The sequence below is a fragment of the Bradyrhizobium sp. SZCCHNR1053 genome (assembly GCF_032381235.1).
Taxonomy (GTDB): Bacteria; Pseudomonadota; Alphaproteobacteria; order Rhizobiales; family Xanthobacteraceae; genus Bradyrhizobium.
Genome location: NZ_JAUHJM010000002.1, coordinates 686,330 through 707,819 on the forward strand (window position 1 = coordinate 686,330; position 21,490 = coordinate 707,819).

The 21,490-nt window shown below is 66.3% G+C and carries 22 protein-coding genes; 16 read left to right on the top strand and 6 right to left on the bottom strand.

Translation table 11 applies throughout. The annotated features are described in order from the left end of the window. Positions 1–39 precede the first annotated feature (39 nt). Positions 40–939 (top strand): peptidylprolyl isomerase, encoded by a 900-nt coding sequence (locus tag QX051_RS08025; RefSeq protein WP_315775701.1) that lies wholly within the window; start codon positions 40–42, stop codon positions 937–939. A gap of 275 nt (positions 940–1,214) precedes the next feature. Beyond that, positions 1,215–2,456, top strand: a complete 1,242-nt coding sequence (argJ, locus tag QX051_RS08030; protein WP_315773188.1) for a bifunctional glutamate N-acetyltransferase/amino-acid acetyltransferase ArgJ — start codon at positions 1,215–1,217, stop codon at positions 2,454–2,456. Positions 2,457–2,516: 60 nt separating this feature from the next. On the opposite strand, the gene QX051_RS08035 is transcribed toward argJ, so the two are convergent. Beyond that, entirely contained in the window at positions 2,517–3,845 is a 1,329-nt protein-coding gene (locus tag QX051_RS08035; protein ID WP_315773186.1) for a TadE/TadG family type IV pilus assembly protein, read from the bottom strand. Between the two features lie 182 nt (positions 3,846–4,027). Here QX051_RS08035 and QX051_RS08040 point away from each other — a divergent pair, with 182 nt between their 5' ends. Next, positions 4,028–4,438: a (deoxy)nucleoside triphosphate pyrophosphohydrolase gene (locus QX051_RS08040; RefSeq protein WP_315735232.1), complete on the top strand. Its 411-nt coding sequence runs from the start codon at positions 4,028–4,030 to the stop codon at positions 4,436–4,438. Between the two features lie 120 nt (positions 4,439–4,558). Here QX051_RS08040 and QX051_RS08045 read toward each other — a convergent pair whose 3' ends face one another. Continuing rightward, positions 4,559–5,416: a methyltransferase domain-containing protein gene (locus QX051_RS08045; RefSeq protein ID WP_315775702.1), complete on the bottom strand. Its 858-nt coding sequence runs from the start codon at positions 5,414–5,416 to the stop codon at positions 4,559–4,561. Between the two features lie 78 nt (positions 5,417–5,494). Here QX051_RS08045 and QX051_RS08050 point away from each other — a divergent pair, with 78 nt between their 5' ends. The 5 genes from QX051_RS08050 to QX051_RS08070 all read left to right on the top strand — a co-directional run bounded on the left by QX051_RS08050 (position 5,495) and on the right by QX051_RS08070 (position 8,536). Continuing rightward, positions 5,495–6,298: a ComF family protein gene (locus QX051_RS08050; RefSeq protein WP_315775703.1), complete on the top strand. Its 804-nt coding sequence runs from the start codon at positions 5,495–5,497 to the stop codon at positions 6,296–6,298. A 29-nt stretch (positions 6,299–6,327) separates the two neighbouring features. Further along, the gene (gene grxC, locus QX051_RS08055; protein ID WP_315735238.1) at positions 6,328–6,603 is read left to right on the top strand and encodes a glutaredoxin 3; all 276 of its coding nucleotides are present in this window, start codon (positions 6,328–6,330) and stop codon (positions 6,601–6,603) included. Further along, positions 6,600–7,478, top strand: coding sequence for a carbon-nitrogen hydrolase family protein (locus QX051_RS08060; RefSeq protein WP_315735240.1), 879 nt, complete (start codon positions 6,600–6,602; stop codon positions 7,476–7,478). Before grxC ends, QX051_RS08060 begins: the two co-directional genes overlap by 4 nt. Continuing rightward, the gene (locus tag QX051_RS08065) at positions 7,475–7,957 is read left to right on the top strand and encodes a DUF1178 family protein (protein WP_315735242.1); all 483 of its coding nucleotides are present in this window, start codon (positions 7,475–7,477) and stop codon (positions 7,955–7,957) included. The genes QX051_RS08060 and QX051_RS08065 overlap by 4 nt, the downstream gene beginning before the upstream one ends. Before the next feature lie 141 nt (positions 7,958–8,098). Next, the gene (locus QX051_RS08070; RefSeq protein ID WP_315735244.1) at positions 8,099–8,536 is read left to right on the top strand and encodes an EamA family transporter; all 438 of its coding nucleotides are present in this window, start codon (positions 8,099–8,101) and stop codon (positions 8,534–8,536) included. Here the strand turns inward: QX051_RS08070 and QX051_RS08075 are convergent, their stop codons facing one another. Then, the gene (locus tag QX051_RS08075) at positions 8,537–9,436 is read right to left on the bottom strand and encodes an EamA family transporter (RefSeq protein ID WP_315775704.1); all 900 of its coding nucleotides are present in this window, start codon (positions 9,434–9,436) and stop codon (positions 8,537–8,539) included. 238 nt (positions 9,437–9,674) lie between these two features. Here QX051_RS08075 and QX051_RS08080 point away from each other — a divergent pair, with 238 nt between their 5' ends. Then, the gene (locus QX051_RS08080) at positions 9,675–9,956 is read left to right on the top strand and encodes a GIY-YIG nuclease family protein (RefSeq protein WP_315775705.1); all 282 of its coding nucleotides are present in this window, start codon (positions 9,675–9,677) and stop codon (positions 9,954–9,956) included. 364 nt (positions 9,957–10,320) lie between these two features. Here the strand turns inward: QX051_RS08080 and ubiG are convergent, their stop codons facing one another. Together ubiG and QX051_RS08090 are read right to left on the bottom strand one after the other, a co-directional pair. Then, positions 10,321–11,085, bottom strand: a complete 765-nt coding sequence (gene ubiG / locus QX051_RS08085) for a bifunctional 2-polyprenyl-6-hydroxyphenol methylase/3-demethylubiquinol 3-O-methyltransferase UbiG (RefSeq protein ID WP_409998076.1) — start codon at positions 11,083–11,085, stop codon at positions 10,321–10,323. 47 nt (positions 11,086–11,132) lie between these two features. Beyond that, a complete protein-coding gene (locus tag QX051_RS08090; protein WP_315735252.1) occupies positions 11,133–11,600 on the bottom strand; it encodes a PH domain-containing protein in 468 nt (155 codons plus the stop codon). A gap of 164 nt (positions 11,601–11,764) precedes the next feature. Here QX051_RS08090 and QX051_RS08095 point away from each other — a divergent pair, with 164 nt between their 5' ends. The 5 genes from QX051_RS08095 (at position 11,765) to QX051_RS08115 (ending at position 19,214) form a co-directional block, all read left to right on the top strand. Beyond that, positions 11,765–13,021, top strand: coding sequence for an aspartate kinase (locus tag QX051_RS08095; protein WP_315775706.1), 1,257 nt, complete (start codon positions 11,765–11,767; stop codon positions 13,019–13,021). A 302-nt stretch (positions 13,022–13,323) separates the two neighbouring features. After that, positions 13,324–15,591, top strand: coding sequence for a phosphoenolpyruvate--protein phosphotransferase (gene ptsP, locus QX051_RS08100; RefSeq protein ID WP_315735256.1), 2,268 nt, complete (start codon positions 13,324–13,326; stop codon positions 15,589–15,591). A 60-nt stretch (positions 15,592–15,651) separates the two neighbouring features. Beyond that, on the top strand, positions 15,652–16,737 hold the full coding sequence (gene prfA / locus QX051_RS08105; protein ID WP_315775707.1) for a peptide chain release factor 1: 1,086 nt from the start codon (positions 15,652–15,654) through the stop codon (positions 16,735–16,737). Between the two features lie 193 nt (positions 16,738–16,930). Then, complete coding sequence (prmC, locus tag QX051_RS08110) at positions 16,931–17,818, top strand: peptide chain release factor N(5)-glutamine methyltransferase (protein ID WP_315775708.1); 888 nt, start codon at positions 16,931–16,933, stop codon at positions 17,816–17,818. A 562-nt stretch (positions 17,819–18,380) separates the two neighbouring features. Beyond that, positions 18,381–19,214 (top strand): DUF4167 domain-containing protein, encoded by an 834-nt coding sequence (locus tag QX051_RS08115; RefSeq protein ID WP_315775709.1) that lies wholly within the window; start codon positions 18,381–18,383, stop codon positions 19,212–19,214. Positions 19,215–19,302: 88 nt separating this feature from the next. Here QX051_RS08115 and QX051_RS08120 read toward each other — a convergent pair whose 3' ends face one another. Then, positions 19,303–20,079 carry a class I SAM-dependent methyltransferase gene (locus tag QX051_RS08120; RefSeq protein ID WP_315735264.1) on the bottom strand — a complete coding sequence of 259 codons (777 nt, stop codon included), beginning with the start codon at positions 20,077–20,079 and terminating at the stop codon, positions 19,303–19,305. A gap of 193 nt (positions 20,080–20,272) precedes the next feature. Here QX051_RS08120 and gloB point away from each other — a divergent pair, with 193 nt between their 5' ends. Together gloB and QX051_RS08130 are read left to right on the top strand one after the other, a co-directional pair. After that, positions 20,273–21,040: a hydroxyacylglutathione hydrolase gene (gloB, locus tag QX051_RS08125; protein WP_315775710.1), complete on the top strand. Its 768-nt coding sequence runs from the start codon at positions 20,273–20,275 to the stop codon at positions 21,038–21,040. A 14-nt stretch (positions 21,041–21,054) separates the two neighbouring features. Continuing rightward, positions 21,055–21,489 carry a cupin domain-containing protein gene (locus QX051_RS08130; protein ID WP_315775711.1) on the top strand — a complete coding sequence of 145 codons (435 nt, stop codon included), beginning with the start codon at positions 21,055–21,057 and terminating at the stop codon, positions 21,487–21,489. Position 21,490 lies beyond the last annotated feature (1 nt).

Sequence of the window (21,490 nt, forward strand, 5' to 3'; positions counted from 1 at the left end):
CTCCCCCCTCGAGCCCCCTCTTCTCAACAAGGATTTTCCATGACCACGTCGTTCCCGGTTACGAAAACCGGCCTGCGCCTCGGCCTTGCCACCGCTCTCGCCGGAAGTCTCGCGTTGTCCCTGCTTGCCGCGCCCGCACGCGCCGCCGACGATGCCAACCCGGTGCTGGCCAAGGTGAACGGCGCCGAGATCCGCAAGAGCGACGTGACGCTCGCCGAGGAGGAGCTCGGACAGAGCCTCGCGCAGATGGATCCGGCGACCAAGGACGAGAACGTCCTGTCGTTCCTGATCGACATGAAGCTGGTCGCCAAGGCGGCCGAGGACAAGAAGGTCGCCGACAGCGAGGAGTTCAAGAAGCGCCTCGCCTTCACCCGCAACCGGCTGCTGATGGACAGCCTGCTTGCCAGCGAGGGCAAGGCCGCGACCACGCCGGACGCGATGAAGAAGGTCTACGAGGAGGCCGCCAAGCAGATCGGCGGCGAGCAGGAGGTGCACGCCCGCCACATCCTGGTCGAGACCGAGGACGAGGCCAAGGCCGTCAAGGCCGAGCTCGCCAAGGGCGCCGATTTCGCAGAACTCGCCAAGAAGAAGTCCAAGGACCCCGGCGCCTCGGACGGCGGCGATCTCGGTTTCTTCACCAAGGAGCAGATGGTGCCGGAGTTCGCCAACGTCGCCTTCTCGCTCGAGCCGGGCAAGATCTCCGATCCGGTGAAGACCCAGTTCGGCTGGCACATCATCAAGGTCGAGGAAAAGCGCAGCCGCAAGCCGCCGGAGTTCGACCAGGTCAAGGGCCAGATCGAGACCTACGTCACCCGCAAGGCCCAGGCCGACTATGTCGGCAAGCTGCGCGAATCCGCCAAGATCGAGCGCCTGGACAAGCCGGCCGCCGACGCCGCCAAGCCGGCGGATGCGAAGCCCGCCGAGCCGGCGAAGAAATAAGCGGCCGAGCCGCTCGGCCTGAGGCGGGAACGTCTCTGACTCGTCAAGGCCGTCACCATCGCGTCACAAAAGGTGTCGTCCCCGCGAACGCGGGGACCCATACCGCGTGATGTGGGGAATGGGCACCGGGCAAGTACCGTGCGCGACAACTAAACCCTGTGGTTATGGATCCCCGCGTTCGCGGGGATGACACCGTGGGAGTTTCAAGCCTCTCCCGTATCATTGACCGAGATGATACAGAGCGCTTCCCGCTCATCCTCTGCCGGAAGCTCTCGATGTCCTCAGCCGTCTCCCCGCTCGCCCCCACCGATGTCCCCGACATGCCCGCCGTTGCGGGCGTCAAGCTCGCGACCGCGGCGGCCGGCATCCGCTACAAGAACCGCACCGACGTGCTGCTGGCGCTGCTCGATCCCGGCACCGCCGTCGCCGGCGTGTTCACGCTGTCGAAATGCCCGTCGGCGCCGGTCGAATGGTGCCGGGCCAAGCTGAAGGGCGGCAAGGCGCGCGCCCTGGTGGTCAACTCCGGCAACGCCAACGCCTTCACCGGCAAGACAGGCAAGCAGTCGACGGCGCTGACGGCGGCGATCGCCGCCAAGGCGGTCGGCTGCAAGCAGGACGAGATCTTTCTCGCCTCGACCGGCGTGATCGGCGAGCCGCTGGATGCGACCAAGTTCGACGGCGTGCTCGAAGGGTTGGCCGGCACCGCGGCGCCTGAGGACTGGATGGGCGCGGCGCGCGCCATCATGACCACCGACACCTTCCCGAAGGTCGCGACCGCGACCGTCAAGCTCGGCAAGGCCAAGGTGACGATCAACGGCATGGCCAAGGGCGCCGGCATGATCGCGCCCGACATGGCGACGATGCTGTCGTTCATCTTCACCGATGCGCCGATTTCGGCACCCGCGCTGCAGGCCCTGCTCAAGGCCGGCGTCGAGGACACCTTCAACGCGGTGACGATCGACGGCGACACCTCGACATCCGACACGCTGCTCGCCTTCGCCACCGGGACCGCCGCGGCGAAGGGCGCACCGAAGATCAGCCGCGCCAGCGATCCGCGCGCGAAAGCGTTCGTGAAGGCGTTCAATGCAGTGCTGGCCGACCTCGCCGAGCAGGTCGCGCGCGACGGCGAGGGCGCCCGCAAGCTGGTCGAGATCATCGTCGAGGGCGCCAAGAGCAAGCCGTCCGCGCGCAAAATCGCGATGTCGATCGCCAATTCGCCGCTGGTCAAGACCGCGATCGCCGGCGAGGACGCGAATTGGGGCCGCGTCGTGATGGCGGTCGGCAAGGCCGGCGAGCCGGCCGACCGCGACAAGCTCTCGATCTCCTTCAACGGCATCCGCGTCGCATCGAAGGGCGCGCGCGATCCGTCCTATGACGAGACGGAAGTCTCCGAGGCGATGAAGGCGCAGAAGGTGCAGATCAAGGTGGCGCTCGGCCTCGGCAAGGGCCGCGACCGCGTGCTGACCTGCGACCTGACCAAGGAGTATGTCGCGATCAACGGCGACTACCGGTCCTGATTCCGCAACCGACCGCGGCGGGGAAGCGCGCAAGGCCGGCGCGCTTCCGGGCCGAGTCGATCAGCTCGCGATCCGTGCGTCGGCGACCGCCTTCTGGAACAGCGCCTTCATCGCCTCCGCGATGCCCTGCGTCGGCGACACCTCGAAATAGAACCCGTCCGAGGCGCAGGCCTGCATCTTCTGCGCGATCTCGCTGTTCGGCGACGGGCCGAACGGCCCCTTGTTGAACGGATCGATCCAGCTCATGTACCAGCTGTTGGTCGGCAGCTGCAGATAGGTGGTGTAGAGCACCGCGATCTTGATGCCGCGGTTCTTGAGCGTCGTGCAGAGCGCCGGATTGATCGGCGACTGGCAGCGGTTGCCGCTGGCCTTTGGCTTCAGGCAGGCGGCGTTGCTCTCGTCCGCGACGCCATCGGAGACGAAGAACAGGTATTTCAGCGGCGAGCCGGTGGTGCCGTCACCCGGCGTCGAGATCTCGTTGTTGATGGCGGGGAACACCGTGGTGAACGGCGTATCCTTGTCGGCCGTGTAGGAATCATTGTTGCCGTAGACGCCCATCAGGTCGATGTTGCCTGCGGCGCTCTTGGCGCTGGACAGGCTCGACGACAGCGAGAACAGCGCCCGCAATCCGATCGTCTTCGACGCCGCGCCGAAATCGTAGATCGCCATGCGGAACTGGTTCGTATAGGTCTGCGTCTGCTGCGCCGTGTCCATCAGCTGCTGGGTGGCGCTGCGCAGCACGTCGATCCGGGTGGTCACGCCGAGCGTCTTGGCGAGATTATAGTAGTTGTTGGAGTCGTTGTAGTCGTGGCATGCGAAGGCGCATTTGTCCGAGGTCGCATTGACCATCTTGGTCACGTCCGCCGGCGTCGCCGCCACGCCCATCGACGGCGAATTGTCGAGCAGCAGGTAGAAATCGATGTATCGCGGCATCGAGGCCTTCGCCGTCGACGAGCCGTTCAGGGTCATGGTCTTGAACCCGACGATGTTCATGAACATCATGGGCACGGTGGCCGAGAACGACACGGTGGCGCTCAGCACCGAGCCGGCCTTCTTCACCTCCGGCGTCAGGCTGGTCAGCGTATAGCCTGATGTGCCGGACATGTTGCCGTTGAAGATCTTCGCCGCGTCGTCATTGCCGGCGGCGATCACCCCGTCCGAGGTCATCGCGCCCGCGGCGATGAAGGCCGGCGCCGTCCGGGACACCGCGCCGACCGATGCGGCATCGACCGCCGCCTGCAGCTTGGCGCGCATCTGGTTGGCCCGGCTGTAGTCGACGCCGCAGCCGACCGCCGTGATCAGCGGAACGCAGACGATGGCGAACGTCACCGCGACGTTGCCGCTGACGTCGCGGCGAAGGCGGGCAAGCAGGCTGGATACAATTCGCATGAATGATGCCTAACGAGCCATGAGGGGGTCACGGCGTTCACCCGTGAAAATACGCGGGCGGCCATTAAGGTTGGCTTATTTCAACCGTGGAAACGGGGCTCAAAACGGCCTAGGTTAAAACTCCCTCAACAGGCGCGCCTGGTTCTCGGACCGGCCCATCCCTCTCGAAACCCGATCGGACCATGCCCGACCTGAAACTCACGCTCGTGGTCGCCTGCGCGCTCGTCGACGCCGACAATCGCGTGCTGCTGGCGCAGCGGCCGCCCGGCAAGGCGCTCGCGGGCCTCTGGGAATTTCCCGGCGGCAAGCTCGAGCCCGGCGAGCGCCCGGAAGCCAGCCTGATCCGCGAGCTCGACGAGGAGCTCGGCATCACCGTGCGCGAAGCTTGCCTCGCGCCGCTGACCTTTGCGAGCCACGCCTATGAGACGTTCCATCTGCTGATGCCGCTCTACATCTGCCGGCGCTGGGAAGGCCTGGTGACCGCGCGCGAGGGCCAGCAACTGGCCTGGGTGCGGCCCAACAAGCTGCGCGACTACCCGATGCCGCCCGCGGACATCCCGCTGCTGCCGCATCTGATCGACTTGTTGATGTGAGCCACGGCGACAGCCTCACGCTCACGCGTCATGCGCGGGCTTGACCCGCGCATCCATCTACATTTCGGACTCTTCAAGAGGGATGGATCGCCGGGTCAAGCCCGGCGATGACGAGAGTGGCTATTCATCCGCTCCCTCGCGCGGGCTCCGCTTCACTGCCGCCTCTAGGCTCGCCGTCGCCGAACCCGGCTTCAGCGGCTTCTGCTGGCTCTCATGCGGGGCCCAGCCTGACAGCCAGATGATATCGAAGGTGGCGCGGATGCGGCCGTCGGGATCGGCGAAGCGCTCGGCATAGATCTCGGCCATGCGGAGCAGGGTGGCGCGGCGCGTCGGCGTGCGACGGCGCTCGACCAGGCTGTTGGTCGCGCCCATGCGGCGGAGATCCTGCATCAGGCCGAGCGCGCTGGCATAGCGGACCACGACGCGGTCGACGTCGGTGACGGGTAGCGCGAAGCCTGCACGCTGCAGCAGACCGCCGACGTCGCGCAGATCGGCGAACGGCGCGACGCGCGGTGATACGCCGCCCTCGCACTCTGCCTCGGCGGCGGCGAAGGATTGCCGGAGCTCGGTCAGCGTATCGCCGCCGATCATCGCCGCCAGCAGCAGACCATCGGGGCGCAAGGCCCGGCGAATCTGTACCAGCAGTCCGGGCAGATCGTTGACGAATTGAAAGGCCAGCGCCGACAGCGCGAGATCGAGCGATTGCGCGGCCAGCGGCAGCCGCTCATCCGCCGTTTCGGGCGCAGCGATATGTGCGAGCTGCGAGAGGCGTCCCGAAAGATACGGCTTCAAACCCGCGCCCGGCGTCCAGACGTCGGCAGCCGCGGTGAAGGACCGGTTCACTGCCGCAAGCCGATCCTCGATGTCCTCCGCAACGCGCTCCAACAGGAAGGTCTCCGGCGCTGCCGCAGCCCGCCGCTGCCTGAGCGCGAGCAAGCTACGATCGAACAGAACGGGAGTGGTGACGGACTGGATCATTGGGTCTGGTTACGCCGATCCTCGCGGCCGGGCAATGCACCGCTTGAGCAGCGTGGGTTGCGGCGCTAGCCTCAATACATGGGTGTGACGTTTGCTCCAATCGGCGTCGGACGACTTCGTGCAGCCGTGGGCGCGCTGCACGGCGGTCTCGCGCATGTCGCGAAGCTCGCGCTCGACGTCGCGCTGCCGACGCTGTGCATCGCCTGCCGCGAGCCGGTCGACGGCGAGGGCGTCTGCGCGGCCTGCTGGGGCAAATTGTCGTTCATCGAGCGGCCGTATTGCCCGAAGCTCGGCATCCCCTTCGTCTACGATCCCGGCCCCGAGCTGCTGTCGATGGAGGCGATCGCGGCGCCGCCGGCCTATGCCCGGGCGCGCGCCGCCGTGCGCTATGACGAGGTCGCGCGCACCCTGGTGCATCAGCTGAAATATCAGGACCGCACCGATCTGGCGCCGATCATGGGCCGCTGGATGGCTCGCGCCGGCCGCGAGCTGCTGGCCGAGGCCGACCTCGTGGTGCCCGTGCCGCTGCACTGGCGGCGCGGCTTCAGCCGGCGTTACAACCAGTCCGGCGCGCTGGCGCGGGTGATCGCCCGGTCCAGCGGCGTCCGAATGCAGGGCGATGCGCTGCGCCGCGTGCGGGCGACCGAGCAGCAGGTCGGCCTGTCGCGCGCCCAGCGCGCCAGCAATGTGCAGGGCGCATTCCAGGTATCTTCAGACCGCCTGCATGACGTGCAGGGGCGCCGCATCGTCATCGTCGACGACGTGCTGACCACCGGCGCGACGGTGGATGCCTGCGCCCGCGCTCTGCTGCGCGCCAAGGCGGCCGAGGTCAGCGTGCTGGTTTTCGCCCGGGTTGTCGATGCCCCCCGCGCTCCCATATAATCTGTCGTTCCGTAACAGCTGAGCGCGACATGACCGCTGCGATCGAAATCTATACCCGTCCGGGGTGCGGCTACTGCACGGCCGCCAAATCGCTTCTGACCCGCAAGAACGTTCCCTTCACCGAGCATGACGCGGGCAAGGATCCGACGATCCGGCAGAAGATGTATGATCGTGTCGGCCCGGGCTCGACCTTTCCGCAGATCTTCATCGGCCACACCCATGTCGGCGGCTGCGACGATCTCTATGCGCTCGATCGCGAGGGCAGACTCGACGCCATGCTGGCGGGAGACAAGGCAACATCATGAGCAACGACCGCAGCTTTACCGCCGCCATGGTGCAGATGCGCACCTCGCTCCTGCCCGAGCCGAGCCTCGAGCAGGGCACCAGGCTGATCCGGGAAGCGGTCGCGCAGGGCGCGGAGTACGTCCAGACGCCGGAAGTGAGCAACATGATGCAGCTCAACCGGACGGCGCTGTTCGAGCAGCTCAAGAGCGAGGCGGACGATCCCTCTCTCAAAGCCTATCAGGCGCTCGCCAAGGAGCTGAGCATCCATCTGCACATCGGATCGCTGGCGCTGCGCTTCTCGGCAGACAAGGCCGTGAACCGCTCGTTCCTGATCGGCCCCGAGGGCAACGTGCTGGCGAGCTACGACAAGATCCACATGTTCGACATCGACCTGCCGGGCGGTGAGAGCTATCGCGAGTCGGCCAATTATCAGCCGGGCGAGACGGCGGTGATCTCGGATCTGCCCTGGGGTCGTCTGGGGCTGACGATCTGCTACGACGTGCGCTTCCCGGCGCTGTATCGTGCGCTGGCCGAGAGCGGCGCCTCGTTCATCAGCGTGCCCTCCGCCTTCACGCGCAAGACCGGCGAGGCGCACTGGCACACGCTGCTGCGCGCCCGCGCCATCGAGACCGGCTGCTTCGTGTTCGCCGCCGCCCAATGCGGCCTGCACGAGAACAAGCGCGAGACCTTCGGCCACTCGCTGATCATCGATCCATGGGGCGAGATTCTCGCCGAGGGCGGCGTCGAGCCCGGCGTCATCGTGGCGCGCATCGACCCGTCGCGGGTCGAGAGCGTGCGCCAGACCATTCCTTCGCTGCAGCACGGCCGCCGGTTCGGCATCGCCGACCCCAACGCGGGTCCGGACTATCTGCACCTGGTGCGGGGCTCGGCATGATCCGCTATGCGCTGCGCTGCGAGCGTGACCACACGTTCGAAAGCTGGTTCCAGAGCTCCTCGACCTACGATTCGCAGGTGAAGCGCAAGCTGGTGGAATGCCCGACCTGCGGCTCGACCAAGGTCGAGAAGGCGATCATGGCGCCGCGCATCGTCAGCAAGAAGGGCCGCGAGGCCGTTCCAGTGCCAGTGCCGGCCTCACCGACGCCAGCGCAGGAAGTAATTCCGCCGGGATCGACCGCGCTGATGATGGCGCAGGAGCGCGAGCTGCGCGCCAAGCTCAAGGAGCTGCGCGACCACATCGTCAAGAACGCCGACGATGTCGGCGAGCGTTTCCCAACGGAAGCGCGCAAGATGCATTACGGTGAGACCGAGCACCGGCCGATCTATGGCGAGGCCTCGCTCGACGAGGCCCGCGAACTGATCGAGGAAGGCATCGAGGTCGCCCCGATCCCGGTGCTGCCGGACGACCGGAATTGAGCAATCGAGAAGGCCTCTTCGTCATTGCGAGCGAAGCGAAGCAATCCAGGAGTCGAGGACAGATTCTGGATTGCTTCGCTTCGCTCGCAATGACGGGGGAGAGATCTCGGCCTGCACTCTCTCTTTCGCCGGTGTGACGACATGTCCCCCCTCTCCTCCTCCTGGCAGCTCTGGGCTCTGCTGTCGGCGCTGTTTGCGGCCCTCACCGCCATCTTCGCCAAGGTCGGCGTCGAAGGTCTCAACTCCGATCTCGCCACGCTGATCCGCACCGCGATCGTGCTGGTGACGCTGGCCCTGATCCTGTTCGCGACGGGCCAACTGACGAGCCCCGGCCCGATCTCGATGAAGAGCTGGATCTTCCTGACGCTGTCGGCGCTCGGCACCGGCGCCTCGTGGCTGTGCTACTTCCGCGCCCTGAAGCTCGGCCCCGCGACGCTGGTCGCGCCGATCGACAAGCTCAGCGTCGTGCTGGTCGCCTTGTTCGGCGTCGTGTTTCTCGGCGAACGACCGAGCCTGCAGGGCTGGATCGGCATCGTCCTGATCGCGGCCGGCGCCGTGCTGATCGCGATCAAGGGCTGACTATACTGCGATCAGCAGCGCTACCCCGGCAACGATCAGCACGATGCCACAGACCTCGCGCAGCGAAACCGGCTGCTTGAACGAGTAGTACGACACGCCCTGCGCGAACAGCACCTCGATCAGCGCCAGCGTCCGGACGTTGGCGGCCGCCGTCAGCGCGAAAGCCAGGAACCAGAATTGTGACGCGAAGGCGCCGACGAAGCCGGCCATCATCGACGGCCGCCACAGCGACAGGATTCCGCGCAGGACGTCGGGCGCGCGCGCCAGCAGGTAGACGGTCAGGATCGCGGTTTGCACGAACAGGCCCCCGACCAGCGTGTACGATGCGGCGGTCACGAAGGAGACGCCGTCGACGGCGATGATGGCGCCGCGGAAGCCGACCGCCGACAGGGCGAACGCCGCCGCCGCAACGAGGCCGGTCACGGTCGGCTTCAACTCCGCAAAGCTCTTGTCGCCACCGGGCCGAAGCGCCGTGACGACGACGCCGATGGTGGCGATCAGGATCGCGATTACCTTCGGCACCGAGAGCGGATCGCCGAGGAAGATGAAGCCGAAGATCGCGGTCTGGATCGCTTCGGTCTTCAGATAGGCCGTGGTGACGACGAAGGAGCGGTCGGTCATCGCCAGCAGCATCAGCCCGGTGGCGATGATCTGGCTGAGCGCACCGAGCAGCAGCCACGGCCAGAACACGGCCGGCGGCCAAGGCAGGTGGTCGCCGGTGGCCAGCAGCACCGCGGTCAGGAACACCAGCGAGAACGGGAAGCCGAACAGGAAGCGGATATTGGTCGCGCCCCAGGTGCCGAGCTTCGCCGTCAGCGACCGCTGCATCGCATTGCGTGCGACCTGACCGGCCGCAGCCACCAGCGTGAAGGGAATCCAGAGCGAGGCGATGGAGAGCATGCGGGCACGGAGCGGCTGTGAAGGCCGGCCACCGTGACCAGCGCGAGGCGTCGGGTCAACAGCTCAGGCGGCAATTCAGTCGCATGTCAGGATTGCAGATCGCGGCGGGATGACAAACCACTATCTGCAGTTTGTGGTAAGCTCGCGTCACAAAGACGGTGTCGTCCCTGCGAACGCAGGGACCCATAACCACCAGCTTCAGCTAGGTTGGACAATCCATCCAAGCGATGGTGCGGCAATGTACTACGTCTATATTCTGGCGAGTAGTCGCCACGGCACGCTGTATATCGGCGTCACCAACTCGATCCACAAAAGGCTTCAGCAGCACCGCGACGGCCAAGGCTCGGTCTTTGTGAAGAAATACGGAGTTTTTCGGCTGGTCTACATCGAGACCTACAATATCGCCGAAGAAGCAATCACCCGCGAAAAGCAACTCAAGCGCTGGAAACGCGACTGGAAGATCGAGCTGATCGAACGCGACAACCTCGAATGGCGCGATCTCAGCAACCTGATCTCCTAGCGTGCCTCAAACCACTCCCTGGGGTTATGGGTCCCTGCGTTCGCAGGGGACGACACCTTTGGTCGAGCGGCATCTGGCTGGACCGACGACAACCGAGAATGAAGCTGGCGAGGGGGAGCAAAGCTGTCGTCCCGGGCAAGCCCGATGACGCGGCGCGTCAGCGGGCGTAGACCCCGGGACCCATACCGCGTGATCTGTCTTGGGGCAGGCTGCACGTTGAACCTGTCGCGCCACGGAAAGCCCGCCAGCGACCTGATCTCCTAGCGTGCCCCGAACCACTCCCTGGGGTTATGGGTCCCTGCGTTCGCAGGGACGACACCGGTTGTGGAGCAGCATCCCGGCCGAACCGAAGCGCGACGCCGCGCTACACCATCTGCTCGGCGACCATCATGTAGTTCACGTCCATGTCGGTCGACAGGCTCCAGCGGTCGGCGAACGGGCTGTAGACCACGCCGCTTTGCTCGGTGATGACCAGGCGGTTGTCGAGCAAATATTTGGTCAGCTCGTCCGGCGTGACGAACTTGCTCCACTCATGCGTGCCGCGCGGCAGCCAGCGCAGCACATATTCGGCACCGACGATGGCGAGCGCAAAGCTCTTCCAGTTGCGGTTCAGCGTCGAGACCACCATCATGCCGCCCGGCTTCAGCACGGCGGCACAGCGGCCGAGGAAGGCACCGACATCGGTGACGTGCTCGACGACCTCCATCGCCAGCACGATGTCGAAGCGCTCGCGCGGATCCATCTCCTCGATCGTGGTGCAGCGGTAGTCGATCGACAGATGGCCCTTTTCCGCGTGCAGCCTGGCAGCGGCAATGTTGCTGGCCGAGGGATCGACGCCGACGACCTGCGCGCCCAGCCGCGTGAACGGCTCGCACAGCAATCCCGCGCCGCAGCCGATGTCGAGCATGCGCAGTCCCGAGAGGCAGTTCAGGCTCTTGGCGTTGCGCTCGAATTTCCGGCAGGCGGCATCGCGGATGTAGGTCAGGCGCAGCGGGTTGATCTTGTGCAGGGGCGCCATCTTGCCCTTGGGGTCCCACCAGGTCTCGGACAGTTTCGAGAACTTCGCGATCTCGGCCGGATCGACGGTCGAGCTGGAGGGAACAGAAGTGCTGCGGGAATCCTGAGGCATTGTCATCGCTGAATACTCAATGATCGAAGCTGCGGCGCCGTACCGGGCTAACGCGCCGTGATGGCGTTCCGGAACGCCAGCGGCTCCGCGATGGTCGAAATGGTTTCCTTGCCCTCGCCCACCCCCAAGATGGTGACGTCGCCGTAATTGAGAACCCGTCCCATGATGGTCTGGTTGACGTCGACGCTCTCGACCTTGTCGAGGGCCATCTCGAAGGTACGGCGCTTGATGAAACCGGTTTTATGGACGACGCGACGATTGGTGACGTCCGTCTCCGTGGTGAGGCGATGGAACCAGGCCCGGACCGTCCAATACAGGGCGACAATGGCGATGACGGCGGCGGTGGCCAGGCACAGCATGACCAAACTGTCGTTCACGGTCATGCGGGAGAGGACGAGCAATCCGAACACGACGATCCAGGCCCCGATCGCGGGCAGGTAGAACATCCAATGCGCATTGGTCGAATACAGCACCTTCTCGCCGGGTTGCAGGATTTCGTCGATGTAACGCGCCATTCCAAGCCTCTCACCTGACCCTGTCACCAACCTGACCCTGTCACCACAAGGAACCGTCTTGCCCCCAGCCGCGGCGCTATGTATACGCGCGTTTCGGCTGGCGCGCCTCCGGTTTCGCGCTCAGCCGGTCAACTTATCCTCCTGATGGGAATGAGCGCGTCGTCATGGGTCGCCTCGTGCTGAAATTCGGCGGCACATCCGTCGCCAACATCGACCGCATCCGCAACGTCGCGCGCCACGTCAAGCGCGAGGTCGATGCCGGTCATGAGGTTGCCGTCGTCGTCTCGGCGATGTCGGGCAAGACCAACGAGCTGGTCGCCTGGTGCACCGAGGCGTCGCCGATGCATGATGCGCGCGAATACGACGCCGTGGTGGCCTCGGGCGAGCAGGTCACGTCCGGCCTGCTGGCGATCGTGCTGCAGAGCATGGGCATCCAGGCCCGCTCGTGGCAGGGCTGGCAGATCCCGATCAAGACCAGCGACGCCCATGCCTCGGCGCGAATCGTCGATATCGACGGCGCCGAGCTGATCCAGCGCTTCCGCGACCGCAAGGAAGTTGCGGTCATCGCCGGCTTCCAGGGCATCAACGCCGAAACCGGGCGAATCACCACGCTCGGCCGCGGCGGCTCGGACACTTCGGCGGTGGCGATCGCGGCCGCCATCAAGGCCGACCGCTGCGACATCTATACCGACGTCGACGGCGTCTATACCACCGATCCCCGGGTGGTGCCGAAGGCCAAGCGGCTCGACAAGATCGCCTTCGAGGACATGCTGGAGCTGGCGTCCCAGGGCGCCAAGGTGCTGCAGGTCCGCTCGGTGGAACTGGGCATGGTGCACAACATGCCGATCTTCGTCCGCTCCTCATTCGACAAGCCCGAGGATATCGACCCGCACGCCAACCAGCCGCCGGGGACGCTGATCTGCAGCGAGGAACAAATCATGGAAAATCACGTCGTGACCGGCATCGCCTTCTCCAAGGACGAGGCCCAGATCTCGGTGCGCCAGATCGAGGACAAGCCGGGCGTTGCCGCGTCGATCTTCGGACCGCTGGCTGATGCCAATATCAATGTCGACATGATCGTCCAGAACGTCTCGGAAGATGGCAAGACCACCGATCTGACCTTCACGGTGCCGGCGACCGACTACAACCGGGCGCGCGAGACCATCACCGCGGCCAAGGACAAGATCGGCTACCAGCGCTTGGATACCGCAACCGACGTCGCCAAGGTCTCGGTGATCGGCTCGGGCATGCGCAGCCATGCCGGCGTCGCCGCCAAGGGATTTGCCGCGCTCGCCGCCCGCAACATCAACATTCGCGCGATCACGACCTCCGAGATCAAGTTCTCGGTGCTGATCGACGCCGCCTATACCGAGCTCGCCGTCCGCACGCTGCACACGCTCTACGGACTGGACCAGGCCTAGAAAATCCTCCTCCACGACCACACCTGTCCCGTTATGTGACAGCGGGACGGGCCGGAGATCGTTCGAAAGCCGTTGACGCCGCCCGCGGTGGCAGGCGTTTTGCTTGGCAAAACAAGCCCTAATTCGCTATACGCCATCGCAGGATGGCAGCCGCAAACTGTGCTCCAGTGATGGTTGTTCTGGTTCGGGCCGGCACTCTGAGCGTGCGATAGTGCCGAATCGAGAAAGCTGTTAGATGCCACGAGTTTAGCGCCAGATCCGGCCGCGTGCCGGGCTGGCCCCAGGAAGGGGGATTGTGCCACATGCGAAGCGCGTCGGGAGGCCCCCGCGTCCTGCTCAGACGGCTTCGCGAGACCATGGCGGAGCAGGTCTCGGCACAGGAGCGACTCGACAAGATCGTGGTGCTGATCGCGGCCAACATGGTCGCGGAGGTCTGCTCGGTCTATGTGCTTCGCGTCGACAACACGCTCGAGCTCTACGCCACCGAAGGTCTGAACCGCGACGCCGTTCACATGACCGTGCTGAGCGCGCATGAGGGCCTCGTCGGCCTCGTCGCGAGCGAGGCGACGCCGCTCAATCTGAACGACGCGCAGAGCCACCCCGCCTTCTCGTACCGGCCGGAAACCGGCGAAGAGATCTACCACTCCTTCCTTGGCGTGCCGATCCTACGCGCCGGCAACACGCTCGGCGTGCTGGTGGTGCAGAACCGCGCCAAGCGCACCTATGTCGAGGAAGAGGTCGAGGCGCTGCAGACCACCGCGATGGTGCTCGCCGAGATGATCGCCTCCGGCGAGCTCGCAGCGCTCGCCCAGCCCGGCGCCGAGCCGGCGGCGCGGCACTCGATCCACAAGACCGGCACCGTGCTGTCCGATGGCATCGCGCTCGGCCACGTCGTGCTGCACGAGCCGCGCGTCGTCATCAACAACTACATCGCCGAGGACCTGCCCAAGGAGATCAAGCGGCTCGACGCCGCGCTGCTCAAGCTGCGGGCCGACCTCGACCGCATGCTGGAGCGCGGTGACGTCGCCGATGGCGGCGAGCACCGCGAGGTGCTCGAAGCCTATCGCATGTTCGCCAACGACCAGGGCTGGTCGCACAAGCTGCACGAGGCGGTCGCGACCGGCCTCACGGCGGAAGCCGCCGTCGAGCGCGTGCAGTCCGACACCCGCGCCCGCATGCTGCGCTCCACCGATCCGTATTTGCGCGAGCGGCTGCACGATCTCGAGGACCTCGGCTACCGGCTGCTGCGCCAACTGGTGGGCCAGGACCACGCGCCCCGGCGCGAGCACCTGCCCGACAATGCCATCCTGATCGCGCGCGCAATGGGCCCGGCGGCGCTGCTCGACTACGACCGCAAGCGGCTGCGCGGCCTCGTGCTCGAGGAAGGCACTGCCAACTCGCATGTCGCGATCGTGGCGCGTGCGCTCGGCATTCCCGCCGTCGGCGAGGTGCCGAACGCGCCGGGCATCGCCGATCCCGGCGACGCCATCATCGTCGATGGCACGTCGGGCTCGATCTACGTTCGGCCGTCGTCCGAGATCGAGTCCGCCTATGCCGAGCGGGTGCGCTTCCGCGCTCGCCGCCAGGCGCAATATGGCGAGCTGCGCAACAAGCCCTGCGTGACCAAGGACGGCCAGCCGATCGAGCTGATGATCAATGCGGGCCTGGTCATCGACCTGCCGCATATCGAGGACACCGGCAGCGCCGGCATCGGCCTGTTCCGCACCGAGCTGCAATTCATGGTGTCCGCCAGCCTGCCGCGCTCGAGCGACCAGCTGGCGCTGTATCGCACGGTTCTCGACGCCGCCGGCCACAAGCCGGTCACGTTCCGCACTTTGGACATCGGCGGCGACAAGGCGCTGCCCTACATGGAGACCGTGATCGAGGAGAATCCGGCGCTCGGCTGGCGCGCGATCCGCCTCGGCCTCGACCGCCCGGGCCTGCTGCGCGGCCAGATCCGGGCGCTGCTGCGCGCCGGCGGCGGCCGCTCGCTGCGCATCATGTTCCCGATGATCTCGGAAGTCGCCGAGTTCGACACGGCCAAAGCGATCGTCGAGCGCGAGCTGACTTACTTGCGCCAGCACGGTCACACGCTGCCGGAGCGCGTCGACGTCGGCACCATGCTCGAGGTCCCGGCGCTGCTGTATCAGCTCGACGAGCTGCTTTCGAAGGTCGATTTCATCTCGGTCGGCTCGAACGACCTGTTCCAGTTCCTGTTCGCGGTCGATCGCGGCAATGCCAAGGTCTCCGAGCGCTTCGATACGCTGTCGACGCCGATCCTGCGGGCGTTGCAGCAGATCGTGCACAAGGCCAAGGCGGCCAAGCGGTCGGTGTCGCTGTGCGGCGAGATGGCCTCCAAGCCGATCGGCGCGCTGGCGCTGATCTCGCTCGGCTACCGCTCGCTGTCGCTGTCGGCCACCGCGCACGGCCCCGTGAAGGCGATGATCCTCGAACTCGACGCCGGCAAGGCGGCGACGAAGATGGCCGAATGGCTGGCCGCACCGGCTGGCAGCTTCTCGATGCGGCAGAAGCTGACCGAGTTCGCCGAGAGCGAAGGCCTCGCGCTGTAGCGGGTCCGTCGCGCCAAGCGTCTTCCGTTCGTATCGTTTGCTCCTAGATCAGATTGCATCATGTCGTCGCTTCCCCAAGCCAAACTGGATGTCCTGCTCGCGCATCACGCCTCGCTCGAGGCGGAGCTGCTAGGCCAGGTCAATTCCGACCGCTACGTGCAGATCACCCGCGAGCTCGCCGAGCTCAATCCGCTGATCGACGCGGTGAAGGCGTATCGCGCCGGCGTCAAGGAGCTCGCCGAGACGGAGGCGCTCATCGCCGATCCCACCACCGACGCCGAGATGCGCGCGATGGCCGAGGCCGAGCGCGACGAGCTGATCGCGCGCCGCGGCGAGCTGGAGCAGCAGATCCGCGTCGCGCTGCTGCCGAAGGATGCGATGGACGACCGCAACGTCGTGCTTGAAATCCGCGCCGGCACCGGCGGCGACGAGGCCTCGTTGTTCGCCGGCGACCTGTTCCGGATGTATGAGCGCTTCGCCGCCCTGCAGGGCTGGAAGGTCGAGGTGATCTCGGCCTCCGAAGGCACCGTCGGCGGCTACAAGGAAATCATCGCCGAGGTGCAGGGCCGCGGCGCCTTCGCCAAGCTGAAATTCGAATCCGGGGTGCACCGCGTGCAGCGCGTGCCCGATACCGAGACCCAGGGGCGCATCCACACCTCGGCCGCCACGGTTGCCGTGCTGCCGGAGGTCGAGGAGGTCGATGTCGACATCAAGCAAGACGACCTGCGCATCGAGACCATGCGCGCCCAAGGCGCCGGCGGCCAGCACGTCAACAAGACGGAATCGGCGATCCGCATCACCCATATCCCGACCGGGATCGTCGTGATGATGCAGGACAGCCGCTCGCAGCACAAGAACCGCGCCTCCGCGATGAACATCCTGCGCTCGCGCATCTACGACGCCGAGCGGCAGAAGGTCGACGCGGCGCGCTCGGCCGAGCGCAAGGAGAAGGTCGGCTCCGGCGACCGCTCCGAGCGCATCCGTACCTATAATTTCCCGCAAGGGCGCGTCACCGACCACCGCATCAACCTGACGCTCTACAAGCTGCCGCAGGTGATCGCGGGCGAAGCGCTGAGCGAACTGATCGACGCGCTGACGACCGAGCACCAGGCAGCCCAGCTCGCCGCGCAAGGTGCGGCGGCGTGATGCGCACCGGCGCATTGCAGGAGGCGATGCGACGCTGCCCCGACACAAACGGTGTCGTCCCGGCGAACGCCGGGACCCATAGCCACCGGCCTTCGTGGCTGTCACAGAAGGCAACTCCGACCGCCCGTCCCGCAACGGCACGGCGTATGGATCCCCGCGTTCGCGGGGATGACGCGTGGAGGGAGCTTGCGCGATGACCGGCCTCATCGCCGGCGTGACCATCGATGCCGCCCGCCGTGCCCTGGCCGCACGCTTTGCAGATGCGGGCCTCGACTCGCCCGAGCTCGATGCGCGGCTGCTGATCGGCTATGCGCTGCAGCTCGACCTCACCGGGCTCGTGATGCACGGGAGACGACAGCTCTCCCATGACGACGCGCAGCGCCTGGAAACGCTGATGCAGCGCCGGCTGGCCGGCGAACCGGTCGCCCGCATCCTCGGCACCAAAGAGTTCTGGGGCCTGGACCTGCGATTGTCGGCCGATACGCTGGTGCCGCGACCGGACACTGAGACCGTGGTCGAGCTGGCACTGGAACATCTCGCGGCCGGCGGCGACCTGAAGCGTCGCTTGCGCATCGCCGATCTCGGCACGGGCTCCGGCGCGATCCTGCTGGCGCTGCTGTCCGAGCTGCCGTGGGCCTTTGGACTGGGCACCGACATCAGCTTGGCCGCGCTGACGACCGCGCGGGACAATGCGCGCGCGCTCGGATTGGCCGACCGCGCTGGCTTCGTTGCCTGCTCCTACGCCGCAGCGCTGGCTGTAGGTTTCGACCTGATCGTGTCGAACCCGCCCTACATCCCGTCGTCCGAGATCGGCGCGCTCGACGCCGAGGTGCGCGCTCATGATCCGCTACGCGCACTGGACGGGGGCAAGGACGGGCTCGACGCCTACCGCGCGCTGATCCCGCAGGCAGCGGCCCTGCTTCAGCCCGGCGGCGCTGTCATCGTGGAGGTCGGGCTTGGCCAGAGTGACGACGTCGCTGCATTGATGGTGAGGGCTGGCCTGACGGCCGATTCCTCGACGATCCGGGCCGATCTGGCCGGTATTCCCCGAACCGTCATGGGCTTAAAAAAGCTCCGGTAAAGGTCGGGGGATAGAGAAAAAGCTCTTGGAATATCCCCCGGGAGCGACTACGTTCCACCCATAGCACCGGCGCAGGCCACGACGAGCGGTATTCACGGAACACCGCAGCAGTCAGATGCCAGAGAGCCGCGCCGGGCGATAGGTTCCAGAACGCAGATCTGCTGAGCGCGAGAGCCGGATGGCTGCGCAGCCCGCGACTGCAAAGCGAACGAAAGCCTGACTTTGCACTTGAGGTCTTACGCTAAGCAAACTGGGTCGGTCGTGGCGCATCTCGCCGTGGCTGGCTGAATGACGTGGTTCGCTGGTCCCAGGGGGCTGGCGGGTGGGGAACGCGTTTTGAACGCGCTTTTGTCGAGAGAATCGGCTGTCGATCACATCGGCATGGGTCGAACCGGCATGTCGGAACCGGCATGGGTCGGATGGGCCATTTGGACCGCGCACGAGGCGTCCGAGCCCGGCGAAGGTAATTCAATACGCTTTCGGTATTCCGATAACAATCAGTGCTCACTATCAGTGCTCAGCAATCGGTGCTCCTAACGCAGGGTTGGAATAAAGGCAGGACATGAGAAACGGTCAGAACAACAAGCGGATGCGCAACCGGAACAGCGGCGGTAACAACAACAATAACCGGCGCGGCCAGAATCCGCTGACCAGGGTGTTCGAGTCCAATGGACCGGACATCAAGATCCGCGGTACCGCCTCTCATGTCGCCGAGAAATATGTCCAGCTTGCCCGCGACGCCCGCTCCTCGGGTGACCCCGTTGCCGCCGAGAACTACTACCAGCACGCCGAGCACTATTTCCGCCTGATTGCCGCCGCGCAGGAGCAGTTCCGCCAGAACCAGCCGCAGCAGCAACCGCGCAACGCCGATGACCTGACCGTCGACGACCTCGATGATGAAGGCGAGAGCTTCTCGCATTTCGGCCAGGAGCCCGGCTTCGTTCCGGCCCAGCCGCAGCCTCAACCCCAACCCTTCATGCGCGATCGCGAAGGCGGCCAGCGCGAGCGCGGCGACAACCAGCCCTATCAGCGCGAGCAGCAGCCGCGCGAGCATCGCGAAGCGCGTGAGCATCGCGAGCCGCGCGAACACCGCGAGCCGCGGGAGCACCGTGAACCGCGGGAGCATCGCGAGCGGGAGCCGCGCGAGCACCGCGAGCGTCCGCAGCCCGTCCAGTACCAGCCCCAGCCGCAACCCCAGCCCGTCATCGCCGACAGCGGGGTCGATCGGTTGCCGTCCTTCATCACCGGCCCGCAGCCGCAGATCGCCAATGCCCCGGCCGCCTTCGAGGGCGCTGCCGAGCGCTATCCGCGCCGCCGCCGGCGTCCGCATGGTCCGCGCGGTGAAGCAGCCGCTGCTGCGCCGGCGCCGAGCGAGGACCTCAATCCGGGCGAATAGCGATTTCGCTCCGTCATGACGAAACGGGTGGGCCCTGAGCCCACCCGTTTTTCTTTGCGCTGAGAGGCACGCAGGGAGCGACCCGGTGTCATCCGTCGCGCGACGGCAGACCGACCTCGCGGCGGCCGGAGCCGCCGGATCCTGGGGCCGACGGTGACGGCGCCAGCACGGGTTCGAGTCGTGGGATCAGCCGGATGCGCTCGCGGCGCGCCGGGATCACCCGGTAGACCTGCTTGGTCGCCTCGACGATGTGGACACCGGCGAACGGCAGCGACAGCGCAGCGCCGACGCGCTCCCAGGCCATCGCCGATTTCAGGAACCAGCCACCGACCGGGGGCATGAACAGCGCCTCGCCCCAGCCGGTCGGCGTGAACCAGGTCTGCCGCAGCAACTGCGTGATCTGCGAGCGGGAATAGGGCCGGCCATGGCCGAATGGCGTGTTGTCGGTCCGCGTCCAGACGCCGCGCCGGTTCGGGATCACGATGATCATGCGTCCCGCCGGCGCCAGCACCCGCCACATCTCCCGCAGCAGCCCGGCCGGGTCGTCCGACATCTCCAGCGCATGCACGATCAGGATGCGGTCGACCGCCGCATCGGGCAGCGGCAGCGAGAACTCGTCCACCAGCGAGGCCAGGGTCGGCCGCGCCGTCGGCCATTTCAGCACCCCCTGCGCCGCTGGCATAAAGGCGATGCAGCGTTCGGAATCCTCGCGGAACAAGCCGAGATAGGGCGTGGGATAGCCGATGCCGAGCACCCGCTGCCCGGCCGCGTTCGGCCAGCGCGCGCGGATGCCGCGGTTGATCAAGAGCCGCGCGACGATCCCGAGGCGACCCGAATAGAAATTCCGCAGATCGATCACGTCCATGACGTCAATGTATCATGCGGGCGCGCGCTGCCGCGCGCCGAATATTGCGTTGCGCCTCCAGCGTTAACGCCATATCTCTGCCCGGGACATCGGAGGCCGCCCCGCAGCGCTGCGCCCGGGCTCCGCTTCCACGACCTTCTGGCATCGCGAGCGCTACCATCGTGCCTCGCCCGGTCCCGCCGACGGAGACATCATGGCCGCCGACATCCGCGTCTTCACCTGCCTGTCCGACAATTTCGGCTATCTGATCCATGACCCCGCGACCGGCGCGACTGCCTCGATCGACGCCCCCGAGGCCGGACCGATCGTCCGGCAATTGGACGCCGAAGGCTGGACGCTCACCGACATCCTGATCACGCATCATCATCACGACCATGTCGGCGGCGTCGCCGAGCTCAAGCAGAAATATGGCTGCCGGGTGGTCGCGCCGCACGACAAGACGACGGCGATCGCCAACGTCGACCTGCGCGTCGCCCATGGCGATGTCGTGAAGATCGGCGCGCTGCTCGCGCGCGTGCTGGAAACGCCCGGCCATACGCTCGACCACGTCTCCTACGTGTTCGACGCCGACAAGGCGTTGTTTGCGGCCGACACGCTGTTCTCGGTCGGCTGCGGCCGCGTGTTCGAAGGCACCTATCCGATGATGTGGGACTCGCTTCTCAAGCTGCGCGCGCTGCCGGACGACTTCCGGCTCTATTGCGGCCACGAATACACAGCCTCGAACGTCAAATTCGCGCTCACCGTCGACGGAGACAACGAGGCGCTGAAGGCTCGCGCCGAGGAGGTCACGCGGCTCCGTGCCGCCAACCGGCCGACCATTCCGTCGCTGCTCGGCGACGAGAAGACCGCCAACGTGTTCCTGCGCGCCGACGATCCGGCCGTCGCTTTGCGGCTGCGCATGAAGGGCGCCAGCGCCGAGCAGGTGTTCGGCGAACTGCGTGAGCGCAAGAACAAGTCGTAAGGCTGGGGACGACGATGACCACGCTCTCGGCTGCCGACATCATCGCGCGCCTTGGTCTGCAGCCGCATCCGGAGGGCGGACATTTTCGCGAGACCTTCCGCGATCCGGCCCTTGACGCCTCCGGCCGCGCCGCATCGACCTTGATCTATTTCCTGCTCGCCCGCGGCGAGCGTTCGCATTGGCACCGTGTCGACGCGGTCGAGACCTGGCACTTCTATGCCGGGGCACCGCTGACCTTGCGGATCGCCGCCGAAGGCCAGGCGCCGCAAACGACGACGCTGGGGATCGACCTCGCAGCCGGCCAGCAACCGCAGGCGATCGTCCCTGCCCATGCCTGGCAAGCCGCCGAGAGCACCGGCGATTGGACGCTGGTGGGCTGCACGGTGGCGCCGGGCTTCATGTTCGAAGGATTCGAACTCGCGCCGCCCGGCTGGGAGCCGGAGGTCTGAG